The sequence below is a fragment of the Bartonella harrusi genome, from assembly GCF_024297065.1.
In the GTDB taxonomy this organism is placed as follows: Bacteria; Pseudomonadota; Alphaproteobacteria; order Rhizobiales; family Rhizobiaceae; genus Bartonella; species Bartonella harrusi.
On record NZ_CP101114.1, the window covers coordinates 1,023,851 to 1,040,572 of the forward strand.

The window sequence follows — 16,722 nt, forward strand, 5'->3', positions numbered from 1 at the left end:
AAGAGCAATGTTTACTTAAAGCATAGAGAATCAATATCGTATAACTTAGAGCTACAGGATCACTTTTTATTATGACGAGGAAAGATACATTAAAAGATTGTTCCCTATCTGAGGACAGTATAGGTTCTTGTGGTGAAATTATTGAAATTAGTGGTGTCATTAAGTGGTTTGATGGTAGTAAGGGCTATGGATTTATTGTACCTGATTTGCCTAATTTTCCCGATATATTATTGCATGTTACTGTTATGCGGAGGGACGGTTTCCAAACAGCTTTAGAAGGTGCTAAAGTCGTCTGTGCGGTGGAAAAAACTGAGCGCGGGTTGAAGTGCGTTCAGGTAAAGTCTATAGATTGTTCTTCAGCGGTTCATCCATCAGAAATTCCAGCGCGTACACATGTTGTTGTGACTCCAGAAAGTGGCTTGGAGCGTGCCATTGTTAAATGGTTTAATCGTGATAAAGGGTTTGGTTTTCTTAGCCGTGGGCAAGGAACAGAAGACATCTTTATTCATATGGAAACATTGCGTCGTTTTGGTTTAGCAGAGCTTCGTTCTGGTCAAGTTGTCCTTGTGCGTTTTGGTAAAGGGGAAAAAGGCTTAATGACGGCAGAAATCTATCCAGATATAGGAGTTCCCTTTGCTACACATTAAATTCCACTACTGAAGCCATATGTCTCTCTTGCTCTTTTAAAGTGAGACAAGGTTGTCCGTAAGCAGTGCAAAATCAAATGAGCAAAAAATCAGTATCTATGAAGCTATAAATCAAATTTAGACAATTTTAGATATTGCATTGTGTGCGATAAGAAGATCAATCCTTATATTCTTGTTTTGTAAAACAAAGTTAGCGGATTGTTTGCTGTGGAGATAAAAATGTTAAAGCTTTTTAGAAGAGGATCCATCGTTATATTTTCGCTGTTTTCCATATTAGGAGGGAGTATAACTTTAGCAAAAAAACCTATAAAGATTCCTGTTCATCCAATTCCTTTAAAAATACAAACAAAGCAAAGGATGGTCTTTTACAAAGTAGAGCTTGCTTTTACGCAGTCTCAGGGGGTTGCTGGTTTAATGTATCGTACTCATTTTCCACGTGATCGCGCAATGCTCTTTAAACAGCAGGGAAATAATCCGTTAGAGGATAAACAAGAATTTTTGATGTGGATGGCAAATACACCTTTGCCTCTAGATATGATTTTCTTAAATGCTGATGGGGTTATTGTGTCGATTGTTGAAAAAACGACCCCATTTTCAACAAATGTTATTTCATCAAAAGTTCCTGCTGCTTTTGCACTTGAGGTTAATGCTGGTGAAGTTTCTGAAAAACAAATAGAGAAGGGACAACGTGTTTTCCATCCCGCTATTTGTGGAAAGTGTGAGGATCATACAAAATGACAGTGGAAGATATTTGTTTTTTCGAATATGATGGTTTGCGATTTGCTTATCGAGAAGAAGGCCAGGGAGCGCCTATTTTATTAATTCATGGCTTTGCATCCTCCGCACGTGTGAATTGGTATGCAACAGGTTGGTTTCGTACGCTTACGGAAGCCGGGTATCGTGTGATTGCTCTTGATAATCGCGGACATGGGGATTCGGTTAAAAGTTACGATCCTTGCTTTTATACACCTCAAGCTATGGCAGGCGATGCCATGAAATTATTGCAGCATTTAGAAATACCCAAAGCACATGTTATGGGATATTCTATGGGAGCTCGAGTTAGCGCATTTATGGCTCTTTTGTATCCAACATATGTACACAGTGTTATTTTTGGCGGTTTAGGGATTGGTATGGTGACAGGAGCAGGAAATTGGCAACCTGTCGCTGAGGCTCTTTTAGCAGAAGATCTTTCCACGATTACCAATCCACGTGGTTTGATGTTTCGTAAATTTGCAGATCACACTAAAAGTGATAGACGTGCTCTCGCCGCTTGTATTATTACATCAAAGCAAGAGTTAACAGCATCTGAGATTTATAAAATAAAACAACCAGCACTTGTTGCTGTTGGTTCATTAGATGAAATTGGTGGTGAAGCAGAACTGTTAGCAGCTTTATTACCTAGTGGTGAAGCATTAGTAATTCCTGATCGAGACCATATGCTTGCTGTGGGGGATAGGATTTATAAAGAGGGGGTTATTAATTTTCTTTCTCATTATCCTATCACATAAAGTGATTCATAGATTTTAGAGTTCGCAAAAATATTCACTATTTTTATATCAAATAAAAGCTGTAAAGCTTATTCAAAAACTCGGCTATTATGATATGAATTTTTATAAAAGAGTGGGAGGAAAAACAATAAATTTTCATTAACTCTTTTTTAGCAGTGCATTTTTTTTAAGAGATTAAGTAAGCGTACTTTGTAAAAGAAATTACAGAGAGTTATTTTTTATTATGCAACAGTATTTATTGATAAATGAAGCAGTTAGAAAATACCAAGAAATTCTTCATTTTATAGAACTTTATTTTTGAATGATCAATCAATATTGTTATCAGAATAAGTGCAAATATCAAAATTGGGGATAAAAGAGAATTTATTAAAAATTTAAGATTTTCTAACCGTTTTTTTACTTTTACAGCTATACGAATATATTTGATAATGGGTGACTTTTTAGTAAAGGTTCCTTATTAAAGGTGTTAAGATAATGCTGTTTTGAGTATAGGTAATGTAGAAGAAAAACGAAATTCTTTACTATCTTTACAGAATTTTAGAAGTGCTTTATCCGCCATAAAAGCGTTAGTTTAAGAGTCTAAAAGACAGGAGAGTATGGTGAATGCTGATGAAATAAAAAAACTTGATAGTTACTTTAAAAATATATTCCAAAATTCAGCATTGCAAGTGAAGGCACGGCCTAAGAAGAGTGATTCTTATGAAGTTTATATTGGTGACGAATTTTTAGGTATTATTTATCGAGATGAAGATGAGGATGAACTGTCCTACAATTTTTCGATGGCCATATTAGATATTGATTTAAGCAATTGATTCGTTCTGAAAATAGAATGAAATCTTTCCACGTCTCATAAGATTCATATGAGTTTTAATACTTTAAAACTTGTATATTCATTTCGTGCGATGATTAAATGGTCATGAATAATAATACCTAATGCATTTGCTGCGTCTTTTAATCTATATGTCATGGTGATATCTGCTTGAGAAGGCTTAGCGTCACCAGAGGGGTGGTTATGCACTAAAATAAGTCCTGAGGCAGATAATTCTAAAGCGCGAGAAATGACTTCTCGTGGGTATACAGGGGTATGATCAATGGTTCCTGTTTGTTGCACTTCATCAGCAAGTAAACCGTTTTTTTTATCAAGAAATAAAACACGAAACTGTTCACGTGTTTCGTGTGCCATCACAGCTTTACAATAAGCTAATACTTTATCCCAAGAGGAAAAAATATCACGTTTAAACAATTCTGCACGAGCAAGACGTCCAGCAACATCTGAAATAATTTTTAAATCGATCGCAGTCGCTGGGCCACATCCTTGAACTTCTTGAAGTCGATGAATATCTGCACCCAATACATCCGCTAGTGAGCCAAATCGTGCTATCAAGCTCTTGGCTATTGGTTTTGTATTTGCGCGGGGAATCGTGCGAAAAAGTAATAGTTCAAGGTATTCGTAGTCTTCAATTGCATTTCCTTTTGACTTTAAATAGCGTTTGCGAAGACGTTCACGATGTCCTTGATAATGTTTATGTATCTGTAAATTGTTTTGATTTTTTTCATTTTTTGTTTCTGATATTGGGTTAAGCAGAGAACTTGATGTTAATGCAAAATGATTATTTTGAATATCTTCCTTTTTATTTATTTTTTTAGTCATGATATTTCTACATTTATTTAGGCACTTGAACTTGGAATATAAAAAATATTTTTAAGGGATTGCGTAAAAATTTCACATCCTTCATGTGTTACACCAATTGTATGTTCATACTGTGCAGTAAGAGATTTATCACGTGTGACAGCAGTCCAGCCATCAGACAAAATTTTAACTTGTGGTTTTCCAAGGTTGATCATTGGTTCAATTGTAAACAGCATACCTTGTTTAAGTTCTATTCCTTCTCTAGAATTTCCATAATGGAGAATATTGGGCGCATCATGAAAAAGCTGACCGATTCCATGTCCGCAAAAATCTCTCACAACTGAGCACCGTTCAGATTCTGCATAGTGTTGTATAGCAGCACCAATATCACCTGTAGTCGCTCCGGGCTTGACTACGGCAATCGCTCTCATCAGGCTTTCATGTGTTATTTCTAGCAGACGTTCTGCTGCGCGTCTGATTTTTCCAACGGGGTACATGCGGCTTGAATCCCCGTGCCATCCATCGAGAATAAAGGTCACATCAACATTAACAATATCACCTTCTTGTAAGGGTCTTTGATTAGGGATACCATGACAAACAACGTGATTGATTGATGTGCAGCATGAATGTCCGTACCCGTGATAATTCAAGTCAGCAGGAAGAGCTCCTCTTTCAGCTCCAAAAGTAAATACAAAGTCATCAATTTCTTGTGTCGTGACGCCAGGCTTAATAATATCCATAAGCGCATCAAGGCATTCTGCAGCAACACGACCAACTTCACGCATTTTAGCAAAAGCATGCTCATCAAAAATGCGGATTTGTCCATTAAATTTTAAGGGTATTTTATTATATTCAATATAATCAGTCATTACTTTTTTCTATTGTCACTCGATGAATCGGAAAGATCACTTCTGTACTTACGTGGCATTTTACAGCATAAAACTCTACCCCTAATTCTAATGCTAAATCAAATTTGCGTCCATAAGCTGAATCAAGATCATGACAGATTTTAAAAGCTGAGCAATCTTCCCGTTGTATTACATAAAGCATAGCAGCTCGTTTCCCTTGTTGCACGACTTTTATGAGTTCTTCAAGATGACGTGTGCCACGTTTTGTTATGGTATCAGGAAATTCTGCTAATCCTTTTTGGCGCATAAAATGAACATTTTTAATTTCTAGATAACAGTCAGGGAGGACGCCATCTCGCAGAAGAAAGTCAATGCGTGATTTTGTACCATAGCATTGTTCCTTCAAAATTGTTTTATATCCATTTAATTCCGGTAATAAACCATTTTGAATTGCTTCTAATGCAAGTTTGTTAGGTACAGTCGTATTGATCCCAACTAAAGTATTATTTGCTTCAACAATTTCTAATTGGTATGCGTATTTTCGCTTGGAGTTGTTGTTATATGAAAGCCAAATATTGGAGTTTGGAGTTGTCAAACCAAGCATCGATCCTGTATTAGGAACAGCTACAGTAAAGATGTGCTGATCTTCTCGTTTAACATCAGCCAGGAAGCGTTTATAACGACGAATAAGTTTTGCAGGAAAAAGTTTAGGAATAAAAAGCATACTCCTTATCTTAGAATTTATGATCTCATAATTCAACTCAGTTATCTATAAGTTTTATAGCAGATTTCAATAAGGCATTCTTAATGCACAAAAAATGTTAAGACAATTCATAAAACTAGTTTAAGTAATTAAGAAGAAGAGTTTATTTTTTTATAATGCATTGTTAATTTTTAAGTTATTACTTCACAATAGAATCTGAATAAAAAGACAGTATTGATATTAAGTTGTTATTAAAAAATTATTGGGGGAATATTTTCTTAGGAAGACTGTTTTCAAAAAACAACTATAGGAACACAATATATGAAATTAGGAAAACTTGATGGCTGGAACCAATAAGAATCGTAAAAATTTAACAAATGGTCCAATTATTATTTTACTCGAACCGCAACTGCCTGAAAATATTGGTATGGTAGCAAGGGCGATGGCAAATTTTGGGCTCTCTAAGCTTCGATTGGTTAAACCTCGGGAAACATTTCCAAATGAGAAAGCCATAGCTGCTGCGAGTAAAGCAGATCATGTCATTAATGACACAGTCATTTTTGATACCTTGCATGATGCAATTGCAGATTTACATTATGTTTTTGCTACAACAGCACGAGAAAGATGTGGTTTTAAAACTGTAAAAAGTGCTGTTGAAGCAGCGATTATACTACGTCAGCGCGAAAACATTGGACAGAGAACCGGTATTTTATTTGGAAGAGAAAGATGGGGACTAGAAAATGTTGAAATAAGTCTTGTTGATGAAATTATTACTTTTCCGGTTAATCCTGCTTTTGCATCCCTTAATATCGCACAAGCGGTTTTGCTTATGTCTTATGAATGGATGAAATCAGGTTTAGAAAATATGAATGATACGGCTTTTCGTGCAGCAGAGATGGAGCCAGCAAATAAAGCAACCTTTCATGGTTTTTTATCTCAGTTAGAAGATGCTTTAGATATCCGTGGATATTTTAGACCTCAAGAACGCAAAGAGGTAATGCTCGCAAATTTGCGCTCTGTTTTTACGCGCGCTAATTTTAGCGAATCTGAAGTTCGTTTGCTAAGAGGAATTGTATCTTCATTGGATCATTTTTCACCTCAATTTCCGCGAGGAAGTGGTGTGCCTGTAAATCGTGAACGTAAAAAATTAAAAACAAGTGTAAAAATTAATGGATGATCGGCCTATTCTTTTTTTTGATAGTGGCATTGGCGGTTTAACAGTGTTGAGAGAAGTGCGCTTTCTTATTCCTGAAAGGCAGCTTATTTATGTTGCTGACGATATGGGGTTTCCTTATGGAAGCTGGGAAGAAGATCGTCTTAAAAAACGTATTTTCAAGGTTTTTACAAATCTTTTAACGCTTTATAATCCTGCCTTATGTGTAATCGCTTGTAATACTGTTTCTACACTTATGATGACAGATTTACGGAAGAAATTTTCCCATATCCTTTTTGTAGGCACAGTTCCTGCAATTAAGTTAGCCGCTGAAAAAACAAAATCTGGTTTTATTTCCGTATTAGCAACTCCTGGAACAGTCAAACGTGCTTATACATATGAATTAGTCAATACTTTTGCTCTTCAATGTGATGTTAAGCTTGTTGGAAGTGAAAAACTTGCTGGATTTGCTGAAGGTTATTTACGAGGAAAATCTATCGACTTGGAAGAGTTACGTTATGAGATTCTTCCCTGCTTTGTTGAAAAAGATGGTAAATATACGGATATTATTGTTTTAGCTTGTACACATTACCCTTTTTTGATTGATTTTTTTCGTAAACAAGCTTTATGGCCCGTTGAATGGATTGATCCAGCAAAAGCTATAGCCAAACACACAAGATCATTATTACCGGAAAAAATGCATCCTGAAAGCATAAAAAAACATAAAGATTTTGCGTTATTTACATCGCAAAATATAACTTCTTCAACAGAAGGTTTGTTAAAAGGATTTAACTTAGATATTATGAAAGGAGTTGACTTTGTGCGTTGATATCAATAAAGTCTTCCTAGCTTTTTCTTTCGGGGAAATGGTGTTAATTGACGTGTCCCGTGGATGACTTTGCATATTAATATGTTAAGATGTCCTGTCAGTCTTTCGATTTAAAGGCAGAGGAGGGCGCGTTTCCTTAAGGTCTTACTGTAAGATTTTGTGTTCTATTTTAAAAGGAAATGCGATGAGTAAACGCGAAACAACAAAGTATAAAATTGACCGCCGTATGGGTGAAAACATTTGGGGGCGTCCGAAATCTCCTGTAAATCGTCGTGATTATGGTCCAGGTCAACATGGGCAACGTCGTAAAGGGAAGCTTTCCGACTATGGTGTGCAATTACGTGCTAAACAGAAATTAAAAGGTTTTTACGGTGATATCTCAGAAAAGCAGTTCCGTAAAACTTATGAAGAAGCTGCACGTCGTCGTGGTGATACTGGTGAAAATCTTATCGGACTTTTAGAATCGCGTTTGGATGCTGTTATTTACCGTGCAAAATTTGTACCTACAATTTTTGCTTCTCGTCAGTTTATCAATCATGGTCATGTTAATGTAAATGGGCGACGCACCAATATTCAATCATATCGTTGTAAACCGGGTGATGCTATTGAAGTTCGTGAAAAATCAAAGAAACTTGTTTTGGTCTTGGAATCTATTCAGTTAGCTGAGCGTGATGTACCCGAATATATTGAAGCAGATCATAATCAGATGAAAGCAACGTTTACACGTGTTCCTGCTTTTGCAGATGTTCCTTATGCTGTGCAAATGGAGCCCAATTTGGTTGTTGAGTTTTATTCTCGTTAAGCTCTTCATTGGAAGTGCGATTTACTCGTGGTGTAAAGCATGCTTGTTTTAAAAGGTTCGGTTGTATTGTTAAAAAGGATTGTTGTATTTTGTTAAATCTTCATTCTTTTCTTTATAGCCAAGGAGTCTTTTTCTAGAAGCTTTTTTTGCCCAAAATATGGTTACAGCTATAAACCCATGCATTTCCATAAACCTTGACTGTATGCTTAACCCAACACTTTCCTACGAGGGATGAGTTGTCTTCGTGCTGTATATAGTTGCCAAAATCCCCTGCCTTAACATCCCCAAAATCTCTAATTGCCATAATATGGTAAAGAGTACGGCCATCAACTTTAAATTGTTTCATCAGTTAATTTGTATTTCTTTTTCATGATTAAAGCAGTTGTAGTTTGACAGTATGTTTTGCAGTAAGTGGGAAGAGGTGGGATTAGGTAGGAATACGTGATAATTTGTTGTTTTTACGCATATTTTTCACTTTAAATGCGTGTTTTGTCAAAAGAGATTTTGACACCTGAAAATGGCAAAAAGAACGAAAAATGCCAAAAATTAGAATTTTGCACTAAAAATAAGAAAATCCTTTAAAAGGTCTTTGAAAATCCTTTGAAGAATTTAAAAAAGTCTGTGAAAGCCCAGAAAACCGGCTTTGAAGACCCTTTGAAAAAAATGAAGCAAAAAATGTAATTACCTTCAAAATCAGCCAAAAATGATCAAAAAAGCAAAAAAGATTTTCACCTATTGGTGATTATCTCTTTTTAGAGGCAATATAATTTTATAAATCAAATAATTATATTGTTTTTCTAATGTAAAAAGATTTTCATATTGATTTTTTATTTTAAAGGGACATTAAGCCGTATTTTGTGTGGTTGTTAGATGTGCTTTTTCAGCTTCAATTTGTCGCTTTAAGTGCAACTTTAGAAGAGGAAAAGTAAGTTCGACTTCTTCTGGGTCATTGATGTTTTGAACAAGCTCTTGCAACTTTCTATAAAGCTCTGCCGCTAATTCCGCTATATCTTCAGGGGGGAGTTTTATTTTTGCGTCGCGATAGGTTGTATAAGCTATGCGACCGAGCTTTTTCATCAGCCCAGTAGGGATGGTAGGTGGAGAGATATTGAAAGACCGAGTTAACGTCATGTCTATAAACATTGCATCTTCACCAGTCAAAAGCCAATTCAGGTTTACTCCAAATTTTTCTTTGTATGATGATAAAACGGTTGCGTCTGGAGTTCTATCACCACGTTCGTAATTCCCAAGCCCTTGAATACTAATACCAATTTTAAGAGAAAATATATCACGAGATAAGCCCACAAGCTTTCTAACTTCTGTGAGTCGTTTTGCTAATGCGGTTTTTGGCTCATTTTTTTGTCGTGTCATATTATAAATACTTACAAATGGGGTTGACTATATTCCCATTTGTAGATATACCTCATATTACTGTCTGTTAAAAAAGACAGTTATTACACAAAGAACCCGACAAAAGACGGATGGTTGCGGCATCCGTTTCAAGCAGGAGCGAAAGTTATGACTATCACACAAACATGGGATCGCCATAGTATTTTAGCTGAGCTACGCCGCCGTAACATGACCTTGGCGGAACTCACGAAAGTTTATCAAATCCCGTCATCCAGTGTCAAAAACATTTGGACACGGCCCAATGAAAAAGCCGAACGTGCCATTGCCGATTTTATCGGCTTGCCCGTCGAGCAGGTTTTTAGCGACCGCTACCCTAAAACGAACCGTCGCATTTTTAAAGCAGCAAAACATGCCAATACGGATTTGAGTGCACATTCCACATTGCGCGGTAATGCCGCTTGAACTTTGTTGCAAGGTTGTGCGTGTGTTTACGCATTTCCCATGAATTTAAATATCATAAGATAAAAAGAGTTATCAATGTCTAAACATCAATACGAAATAGGCAAGATAAATTGCAGAGAGTTGCATGGTCAAACGGCCGTTTGGATGGGTTTGTTTTGGCGCTTAGATGGTAAGCAGGTTCTCTTTAGAGGGGGGTGTTATGGTTGCAGCTTGTAATTTATGGACCCCAGAGGCAAAGAGGGAAATCGTCAATCCTTATTCAGAAGTTGAACGGATAGAAGCAATGCTTGCTTGTTGTTTTAAAGCGGTAAATGGAGGCTTTAGGCATCTTCCAATCCGGTATATTATTGATCCGCCGCATGGTTTGTTTGATGCGGCATTAGCACGGCAGATTGTGATTCATATTTTGCATTATCAGTTTGAGATACCGCGGCGGCGTCTTGTTGCTATGCAAGAGCGTGAACGCACTGCTGTTGCTCGCTCTTTGCGTACGATTAATCGTCGTTTGGACGAGCCTGTTTTTGCTAGAGCTTATCGAAGATGGGTGTGTCGTGCGATGGATTTGTTTTTTAAAGAAATGAGAAAGGCGGCGGGGTGATGGCACAGTTTCAAAGACTTTCTCTTGATGTGATTGTTGTGCCGGAGCGTATTCGCCCTGTGGATGATGAGCATGCTAAGGCTCTTGCGCAATCGATAGCGCGAGAAGGATTGATGAACCCGATTACCGTGCGCCATACGCCCAATGCCAAGGAGGGCAATTATACGCTTATTGCTGGTGCGCACCGATTACGGGCAGCTGCGCTTTTGGGCTTTCGCGAAATTGATGCGGTTGTGGTGCAAGCGGATAAGGAGAATGCTGCGTTATTAGAGGTTGCGGAAAATCTGTTTCGCAATGAATTGTCTGTTATTGACCGTGCTTTGTTTGTCCAGACTTACCGCGAATTATGGGAGAAGAAGTATGGGGAGATTCAACGTGGTGGGGAGGGTAGTAACCACTATAAAAGAAAAAAAGAGCAATTGGATCAACTTGATCCAATTGCTCAAATCAGTGACAATGCCTCTTCAAATGACAGTAAAATCGCGTGTGAAGGGGAGAAAGTGGCAAAGGGTCAAGTTGACCCTTTGCCAAAAGATGGGTCTTCAGAACATAATGAAACTGGGTGTGAAGGGGACAGAAAATCAAAGGGTAAAGTTTATCCTTTGATCGGAGATGATGGGTGTTTGGAGCAATTGGGTAAAGTTTACCCTTTTTCTAAACATGTGGCGGACCGCATTGGTTTTTCTCAAGATGTTGTAAAACGTCTTAACTGTATTGCCCAGCATCTACAACCGGAGTTGCGTTCGGTTTTGCGTGGAACGGCCTTGGCGGATAATCAGGCACAATTGTTAAAATTGGCGAAGATGGAGTCGCTGGCACAACGGAAAGTGGCGGTTGCGTTTCAACAGGTTGAAGGGGATTTGCGACGGGCTTTTGATTTGGTCAATGGGATTAATACGCCCCCGCAAATTAATGAACAGGAACGAATTTTTGCCCAATTATTGGGGGTGTGGCAAAGGGCGGATGGGCAAACGCGGGCGCGGTTTTGTGCGTATTTGGAAAAGCAAGCGGTGGAGGTGCAATGATGAAGATGCATAGTTGCGGGCAGCTTGATTTTTTTCAACAGCCGGTTTTTCCTTGCCGCGAACCGGTTGCACAGATTTAGAGCAAAAAATCATCCGTTTAACCAAGTTTTTTGCCGCACAGAATATCCCTTATAATGTGGAAAAGACGGCTTATGATCCCGTGGTTATTCAATTGCAAGCAGCAGCTTATGAAGAGTTGCTGTTGCGCCAGCGGGCAAATGAGGTTGCGCGGGATAATCTCCTTGCTTTTGCGCGTGGGACAAGTTTAGACCATTTGGGGGACTTTCATGGGGTTTCCCGCCTTTGGGATGAGGATGATGATCGTTTGCGTCGCCGTATTCGTTTGAATAGACAAGGGCATTCTACAGGTGGCACAGTCCCACGTTATCAATATTTTGCTCTCTCAAGCGATATCCGTGTCAAGGATGCTTTTGTTTATCGTGTGGGGAAAAGCCCGCTTATTCATGTCGCGCTTTTTAGCGATAGCCCTTCTGGTATTGCCGATGAGGCTTTGATTGCCAAGGTACAAGCAGCCCTTGATGAAAAACAGGTTAAAATGACCAATGATCATATCCTTGTGAAAAGTGCTGTACAGCGGATTATCGATGTGCATGCTGATCTCTGGTTGTTGCCAAATGAAGGTCCCCTTGTTTTGGAAAAGGCCGTGAACAATTTGCAAACGGAATGGGCACGCGCGCAAAGGCTTGGGCGTGATCTGTCTTTAAGTTGGATGATAAGCCGCTTGATGGTTGAAGGTGTCCACCATGTGATTTTAACACAGCCCTTAGCAGATATTGTGGTCGCACCTGATGAGGCGGTGGCTTTAGGGGAGATTGTCTTGTCTAAACGGGGGGATGCTTATTGATGATTTCCTCACTTTTACCGCAAAATTCAAGCTTGTTTGAACGCTGTTTAGCAGAAGCAATGGCATTTGATCCGCAGGTCAAAAATACTCTCGAAGAAATCCCCCGTATAAAATTTATCACGCGTCCTCCTTCATGGTTGCCTTACTTGATCGACGAATATGGCTTACAAGAATTAAGCCCATATTTTTCTAATCCTTATGATTTGATTGACCAAGGGCTCCAATGGCAAAATATTCGCGGTTCTTTAGCGGCTATTGAGAGAGGGCTTTCATGGCTTCAGATTACAGCATGCTTTACACCAGCATGGTCGGGGCGTGCGTGGTGGAATTCCTTCCAACTTTACTTTGATCAATTGCCTGAACAAAGTGCTCTTGAAGCCATTGAAGCCATCACAGAGCTTTCCAAAAGTTTGCGCTCTGATTTTCGCCGCGGTGTCAATGGTTATGACGTGCAAGCACTGGAAGGCAATATGTCACGCCTTGATGACAGTCTGCTGGATTATGAGAGCGGTGTGCGCTTAACCGCGGGGGATACGCTGTTTTCCTTTGGTCGCACAACAGAAATCAAGCACAGGCTTACCAAACAAGAAGGCACACTGATTGGCAATTGGATGGATGACGGGGATGGGGAATTAAGCTTCGACCAAATTGATTATCCATGGGATATGGCAAATTTTCCCTGGTGTTCTGTTAAAAAACATCAACGCGATATACTGATGGCAGAGTGGTTTTATAACCGCACCCTTTATCTCGTGTTAAGAGACTGTGAGGATGATGTCATTGGCACTCGCAGATGCAACATTGTCCAACCAGTAGAACAGAATTTGGCGGGTGTTTATCACCATTTGGGCGATCGTTATCAACCCTCCTCGATGGGCACAGCCCTTCTTATTGCAGCACGCACGGATTTTCAAAATGTTGACGGCAGAAAAGCCGCCTCTATTGCTGTTCTCGTGCATGCGACCCCTAAACAACATATCCCTTTGGGTAAACTTTGGTGTGCGTGCAATGAACTGATTGGCGGGGTGGAGATCATCAAAACGCCCATCAATATTCCTTTGCGTGGTGATGTTCGCGAGCAATTCAAGATTTTATTGAGGTTTTAACATGAAGCATGAAAGCGGTTTACCCTTTGCAATTGACAGATCTTGCGGCAAAGACGACCAACAAAGCGTTGTTTTCTACGGGCAACGTCCCTTTATCCAAAGTGGTGAACTCAATGAGATGCAAACCATCATCAGGGGGCGCCATGACCGTTTGGGGCGCTTGGTCGCCAAAGAGGGAGACCGTGTTGAACGAGCCGATGCCTTTGTCAATAAAAACGCAAAGACCGTTACTTTAACAGAAGGCAAAATCTATATCGCAGGGGATATCTTTCCGGTCTCACAAGCGGTTCTGAATGCTGTTTCGATGGTTGGGCGTCTTGAAATCGGTGTGAAGTTGCAAAAAACATGGATTACCCATGAGGATGATCCAGAACTGTTGGGGCAGGTTCCCGGCACCTTGGCACAAGGAGAGCCCGGTGCGGCGCGCGAAACAGCAAAGCTTGTTTGGGCCTTAAAAGAGGATGGGCAGCAAGGCACGTTCTTTCCTGTTTATATCTTACAAGACGGCATTTTGATTGACCAAAAGTCCCCCTCACTGCTTGAACCCGCCATGCAAGCCATTGCGACTTATGACCGTGCCCATGGTCATTATATCGTCAATGGATGCCGGGTGACGGCTCTGGGACGAAAGAATGGATGCCAAGTGTTTAGCATTCAAGAAGGAGAAGCCAATATCAATGGCTTTAAGCGCAAACGCCTTGCTGCTTTGCGCCATGAAGAGAGGGAAGAGTTTTCGCAAGGGCTTGTGCCTAGTGAAACGCATATTTTTGCCCCGCAAAAAGGCAAAACAAGCTTTACCTTTAAAAGCTATTATGCTTCCATTGCCGATATCCACTCTCTTTTGTTGACAAAAGAAAAAACCGTTACCCTCACCCGCGGTGCGGTCGTTGCTGGGCGAGATGGTGTTCCCGATAAAAGCATCACCTCTTTTCTCAAAGTCATGCAAGGCAACAAGGAATTTAAAGAAGGAACAGATTTTAAGAAGACCGGTGATACCATTGACTGGGCACCGATGGGGGATGAACCGCGTCCTGGCAGCAGTTACACGGTAACCTATCGCTATCGTGCACAAGTAACCGCCGATAAGGTCACGGCACAGGAAATCACGCTCTCAGGGGGGGCACAAGGGGGGGATATCATTGTTCGTTACACTTACAAATTGCCCCGTATTGACCGGATAGGTCTCAATACAGAGGGCAGTGTGGTTTATATCAAGGGGATTTCGGCAGATCAACCGATGGCGCCCAGCGTTCCTGAAGATGTCCTCTCCCTTGCCACCATCACCAAGAGTTGGTTAGATCTTCCGCTTGTGGTCAATGATGGCACGCGTGTTGCCCCCTATGATGAGATGTGGCGTTATTTTCAAAGGGTGCTGTCCCTTGATCGCTTGATGCAATTAGAGCGCATTAAAAGCAATGTTGACTCTAAAGAGCCCGTTGCCAAAAAAGGCATGTTTGCTGACCCGTTTCTTGATGACAGTTATCGCGATGAAGGGTTCACGCAAACAGGAGCTGTTGGCAATGGCATTTTACAGCTGGCTATTGATCCAACCTTTTATACCGCCCCCTTAAAGGCTCCTGTCACCCTTGACTGGACCAATGAAGTGATCATTGCCCAAGAATTGACAACCGCTTGCGAAAAAATCAACCCCTATCAAAATTTTGCCCCTCTGCCTGGTACGATCACACTCAATCCCGCAACAGACTTTTGGCATGTCCAGCGCACCGATTGGCTCTCAAGCGTGACCAATCAACTGAACATGGGATGGAACCGTGGGAGAACTATCCGTAACACAGAAGTGCATGATGATCTCATCAATACGCATCAAGAACAAATCGATTTCTTAAGACAAATTACCCTTGGCTTTAAAATTGAAGGTTTTGGCAAGGGGGAAATTTTAGACAGTCTCACCTTTGATGGTGTGAATGTCTTGCCAAAAAGCCGCCTTGTTGCCAATGACAATGGCATTTTGGAAAGCATTTTCAAAATCCCTGAAAATATTCCTGCCGGCACCAAGAATGTTGTAGCACGAGGCAAAGGGGGAACCCTTGCGACGGGTCTCTTTACCGGGCAAGGTGTTATTGATGTGAAAGTGATTCGGCACACCACAACAGTCAAGATCTGGACGCAAGTGGACCCGCAAGCGCAAGTCTTTACACCAGAAGAAACACGGCAAATCACCGGTCTTGACTTTCATCTTTGCAAAATCGGCAATCCCAATCATGATCTGGTGATTGATTTGGTCACAACCGAAAACGGTTATCCCACCGCCAATATCCAAGCCCAAAGCTTTTATTCCATGAAGGGGGCAAAAACCGGATGGGCACAGGCACGCTATGATGTCCCACTCCTCGTCCCCAATGATCGGTTAACGGCTTTTGTCATTAAGACCGATGATAGTGATCATTCCCTCTCACTCGCAAAGCTTGGAGGGTTTGATGAAGAACAGCAAAGATTTGTCTCAAGCCACCCCTATGTGACCGGTCCTCGTTTTTCCTCTGTCAATGCGCAAAGTTGGAGTGCCCATCAAGATGAGGCTTTGGCTTTTCGTGTCTTGGCAGCACGCTACAGACAAACAACAAAGACCATTGATCTTGGTACCTTTAATCTTGTTAACTGTTCTGATTTGCAAATCCGTGCCGCGGTTGAATTGCCTTCTAGTGATTGTTCGGTGATCTTTGAAATTGAAAGAAACAACGGCACGATTTATCAACTCTTACCCTTTCAATTGTTAAGCCTCACCGAATATATCAGTGAAAAGGTTCGATTACGTGCCATTCTCAAAGGCACGGAGAAACTCTCCCCCATTCTGTTTGCTCCTGTTCAGTTGATTGCCGGCAAGATCCATAACACAGCAACCTATGTTACCCGTGCTTTTGCCTTTGGTGAGAAAGCAAGATTGACCAGCTATATCAAGACCTTTTTACCAGGCGGCTCCACATTCACCCTCGAGATGCAACGGGATGATGGTGCTTTTACCCCTCTCACCTTAGAGGAAACAGAACAGCTTACTGAACCCCTTTGGGTGGAGCGAAAATTTGTCAGTCACGACCAAACAGCAAAGCACGCGCGCTTGAAACTGACACTGACCGGTGGACCTTGCGCACGGTCAATGCTGCGTGATTTTGGTGCGGGTATTTTGTGACATCCCCTCGCTTTGAGAGATGGAATTTGGGGGAAAGATGGAATTTGGGGG

17 protein-coding genes are annotated in these 16,722 nt (G+C 40.5%); 13 read left to right on the top strand and 4 right to left on the bottom strand.

The annotated features are described in order from the left end of the window. The first annotated feature begins 71 nt into the window (after nucleotides 1–71). The 4 genes from NMK50_RS04835 to NMK50_RS04850 all read left to right on the top strand — a co-directional run bounded on the left by NMK50_RS04835 (nucleotide 72) and on the right by NMK50_RS04850 (nucleotide 2,967). Nucleotides 72–647 carry a cold-shock protein gene (locus NMK50_RS04835; protein WP_254771072.1) on the top strand — a complete coding sequence of 192 codons (576 nt, stop codon included), beginning with the start codon at nucleotides 72–74 and terminating at the stop codon, nucleotides 645–647. A gap of 219 nt (nucleotides 648–866) precedes the next feature. Beyond that, nucleotides 867–1,385: a DUF192 domain-containing protein gene (locus NMK50_RS04840; protein ID WP_254771073.1), complete on the top strand. Its 519-nt coding sequence runs from the start codon at nucleotides 867–869 to the stop codon at nucleotides 1,383–1,385. Next, nucleotides 1,382–2,155, top strand: a complete 774-nt coding sequence (locus NMK50_RS04845) for an alpha/beta fold hydrolase (protein WP_254771074.1) — start codon at nucleotides 1,382–1,384, stop codon at nucleotides 2,153–2,155. Before NMK50_RS04840 ends, NMK50_RS04845 begins: the two co-directional genes overlap by 4 nt. Nucleotides 2,156–2,754: 599 nt before the next feature. Then, complete coding sequence (locus NMK50_RS04850) at nucleotides 2,755–2,967, top strand: DUF3126 family protein (RefSeq protein ID WP_254771187.1); 213 nt, start codon at nucleotides 2,755–2,757, stop codon at nucleotides 2,965–2,967. A gap of 44 nt (nucleotides 2,968–3,011) precedes the next feature. Here NMK50_RS04850 and radC read toward each other — a convergent pair whose 3' ends face one another. From radC to sfsA, 3 genes are read right to left on the bottom strand one after another with little or no spacing between them, the layout of a single operon-like run. Next, nucleotides 3,012–3,806, bottom strand: coding sequence for a RadC family protein (gene radC, locus NMK50_RS04855; protein WP_254771075.1), 795 nt, complete (start codon nucleotides 3,804–3,806; stop codon nucleotides 3,012–3,014). Between the two features lie 17 nt (nucleotides 3,807–3,823). After that, nucleotides 3,824–4,654 (bottom strand): type I methionyl aminopeptidase, encoded by an 831-nt coding sequence (gene map / locus NMK50_RS04860; RefSeq protein WP_254771076.1) that lies wholly within the window; start codon nucleotides 4,652–4,654, stop codon nucleotides 3,824–3,826. Further along, nucleotides 4,647–5,357 carry a DNA/RNA nuclease SfsA gene (gene sfsA, locus NMK50_RS04865; protein WP_254771077.1) on the bottom strand — a complete coding sequence of 237 codons (711 nt, stop codon included), beginning with the start codon at nucleotides 5,355–5,357 and terminating at the stop codon, nucleotides 4,647–4,649. Before sfsA ends, map begins: the two co-directional genes overlap by 8 nt. Before the next feature lie 319 nt (nucleotides 5,358–5,676). On the opposite strand from sfsA, the gene NMK50_RS04870 reads away from it, so the two are divergent. From NMK50_RS04870 to rpsD, 3 genes are all read left to right on the top strand, one after another. Then, a complete protein-coding gene (locus tag NMK50_RS04870; RefSeq protein ID WP_254771078.1) occupies nucleotides 5,677–6,513 on the top strand; it encodes an RNA methyltransferase in 837 nt (278 codons plus the stop codon). Further along, a complete protein-coding gene (gene murI, locus NMK50_RS04875; RefSeq protein ID WP_254771079.1) occupies nucleotides 6,506–7,318 on the top strand; it encodes a glutamate racemase in 813 nt (270 codons plus the stop codon). The genes NMK50_RS04870 and murI overlap by 8 nt, the downstream gene beginning before the upstream one ends. 184 nt (nucleotides 7,319–7,502) lie before the next feature. Next, nucleotides 7,503–8,120, top strand: a complete 618-nt coding sequence (gene rpsD / locus NMK50_RS04880) for a 30S ribosomal protein S4 (RefSeq protein ID WP_254771080.1) — start codon at nucleotides 7,503–7,505, stop codon at nucleotides 8,118–8,120. A gap of 843 nt (nucleotides 8,121–8,963) precedes the next feature. On the opposite strand, the gene NMK50_RS04885 is transcribed toward rpsD, so the two are convergent. Beyond that, nucleotides 8,964–9,491 (bottom strand): helix-turn-helix domain-containing protein, encoded by a 528-nt coding sequence (locus NMK50_RS04885; protein ID WP_254771081.1) that lies wholly within the window; start codon nucleotides 9,489–9,491, stop codon nucleotides 8,964–8,966. A gap of 147 nt (nucleotides 9,492–9,638) precedes the next feature. Here NMK50_RS04885 and NMK50_RS04890 point away from each other — a divergent pair, with 147 nt between their 5' ends. The 6 genes from NMK50_RS04890 (at nucleotide 9,639) to NMK50_RS04915 (ending at nucleotide 16,671) form a co-directional block, all read left to right on the top strand. Further along, complete coding sequence (locus NMK50_RS04890; RefSeq protein ID WP_241437195.1) at nucleotides 9,639–9,932, top strand: helix-turn-helix domain-containing protein; 294 nt, start codon at nucleotides 9,639–9,641, stop codon at nucleotides 9,930–9,932. A gap of 199 nt (nucleotides 9,933–10,131) precedes the next feature. Then, the gene (locus tag NMK50_RS04895; protein WP_254771082.1) at nucleotides 10,132–10,530 is read left to right on the top strand and encodes a hypothetical protein; all 399 of its coding nucleotides are present in this window, start codon (nucleotides 10,132–10,134) and stop codon (nucleotides 10,528–10,530) included. After that, entirely contained in the window at nucleotides 10,530–11,555 is a 1,026-nt protein-coding gene (locus NMK50_RS04900) for a ParB/RepB/Spo0J family partition protein (protein ID WP_254771083.1), read from the top strand. The genes NMK50_RS04895 and NMK50_RS04900 overlap by 1 nt, the downstream gene beginning before the upstream one ends. 52 nt (nucleotides 11,556–11,607) lie before the next feature. Further along, nucleotides 11,608–12,420 (top strand): baseplate J/gp47 family protein, encoded by an 813-nt coding sequence (locus NMK50_RS04905; protein WP_254771084.1) that lies wholly within the window; start codon nucleotides 11,608–11,610, stop codon nucleotides 12,418–12,420. Continuing rightward, complete coding sequence (locus NMK50_RS04910) at nucleotides 12,420–13,526, top strand: phage tail protein (RefSeq protein WP_254771085.1); 1,107 nt, start codon at nucleotides 12,420–12,422, stop codon at nucleotides 13,524–13,526. Before NMK50_RS04905 ends, NMK50_RS04910 begins: the two co-directional genes overlap by 1 nt. A gap of 1 nt (nucleotide 13,527) precedes the next feature. Beyond that, entirely contained in the window at nucleotides 13,528–16,671 is a 3,144-nt protein-coding gene (locus NMK50_RS04915) for a DUF4815 domain-containing protein (protein WP_254771086.1), read from the top strand. Nucleotides 16,672–16,722: the final 51 nt, after the last annotated feature.

What these genes read in the sequence shown, in the direction of transcription:
- NMK50_RS04845 (WP_254771074.1), top strand. Translation starts at nt 1,382, where the DNA reads ATGACAGTGGAAGATATTTGTTTTTTCGAATATGATGGTTTGCGATTT.
- radC (WP_254771075.1), bottom strand. Translation starts at nt 3,806, where the DNA reads ATGACTAAAAAAATAAATAAAAAGGAAGATATTCAAAATAATCATTTT.
- rpsD (WP_254771080.1), top strand. Translation starts at nt 7,503, where the DNA reads ATGAGTAAACGCGAAACAACAAAGTATAAAATTGACCGCCGTATGGGT.
- NMK50_RS04895 (WP_254771082.1), top strand. Translation starts at nt 10,132, where the DNA reads ATGGTTGCAGCTTGTAATTTATGGACCCCAGAGGCAAAGAGGGAAATC.
- NMK50_RS04840 (WP_254771073.1), top strand. Translation starts at nt 867, where the DNA reads ATGTTAAAGCTTTTTAGAAGAGGATCCATCGTTATATTTTCGCTGTTT.
- NMK50_RS04915 (WP_254771086.1), top strand. Translation starts at nt 13,528, where the DNA reads ATGAAGCATGAAAGCGGTTTACCCTTTGCAATTGACAGATCTTGCGGC.
- NMK50_RS04900 (WP_254771083.1), top strand. Translation starts at nt 10,530, where the DNA reads ATGGCACAGTTTCAAAGACTTTCTCTTGATGTGATTGTTGTGCCGGAG.
- NMK50_RS04890 (WP_241437195.1), top strand. Translation starts at nt 9,639, where the DNA reads ATGACTATCACACAAACATGGGATCGCCATAGTATTTTAGCTGAGCTA.
- map (WP_254771076.1), bottom strand. Translation starts at nt 4,654, where the DNA reads ATGACTGATTATATTGAATATAATAAAATACCCTTAAAATTTAATGGA.
- murI (WP_254771079.1), top strand. Translation starts at nt 6,506, where the DNA reads ATGGATGATCGGCCTATTCTTTTTTTTGATAGTGGCATTGGCGGTTTA.
- NMK50_RS04885 (WP_254771081.1), bottom strand. Translation starts at nt 9,491, where the DNA reads ATGACACGACAAAAAAATGAGCCAAAAACCGCATTAGCAAAACGACTC.
- NMK50_RS04870 (WP_254771078.1), top strand. Translation starts at nt 5,677, where the DNA reads ATGGCTGGAACCAATAAGAATCGTAAAAATTTAACAAATGGTCCAATT.
- NMK50_RS04835 (WP_254771072.1), top strand. Translation starts at nt 72, where the DNA reads ATGACGAGGAAAGATACATTAAAAGATTGTTCCCTATCTGAGGACAGT.
- NMK50_RS04910 (WP_254771085.1), top strand. Translation starts at nt 12,420, where the DNA reads ATGATTTCCTCACTTTTACCGCAAAATTCAAGCTTGTTTGAACGCTGT.
- sfsA (WP_254771077.1), bottom strand. Translation starts at nt 5,357, where the DNA reads ATGCTTTTTATTCCTAAACTTTTTCCTGCAAAACTTATTCGTCGTTAT.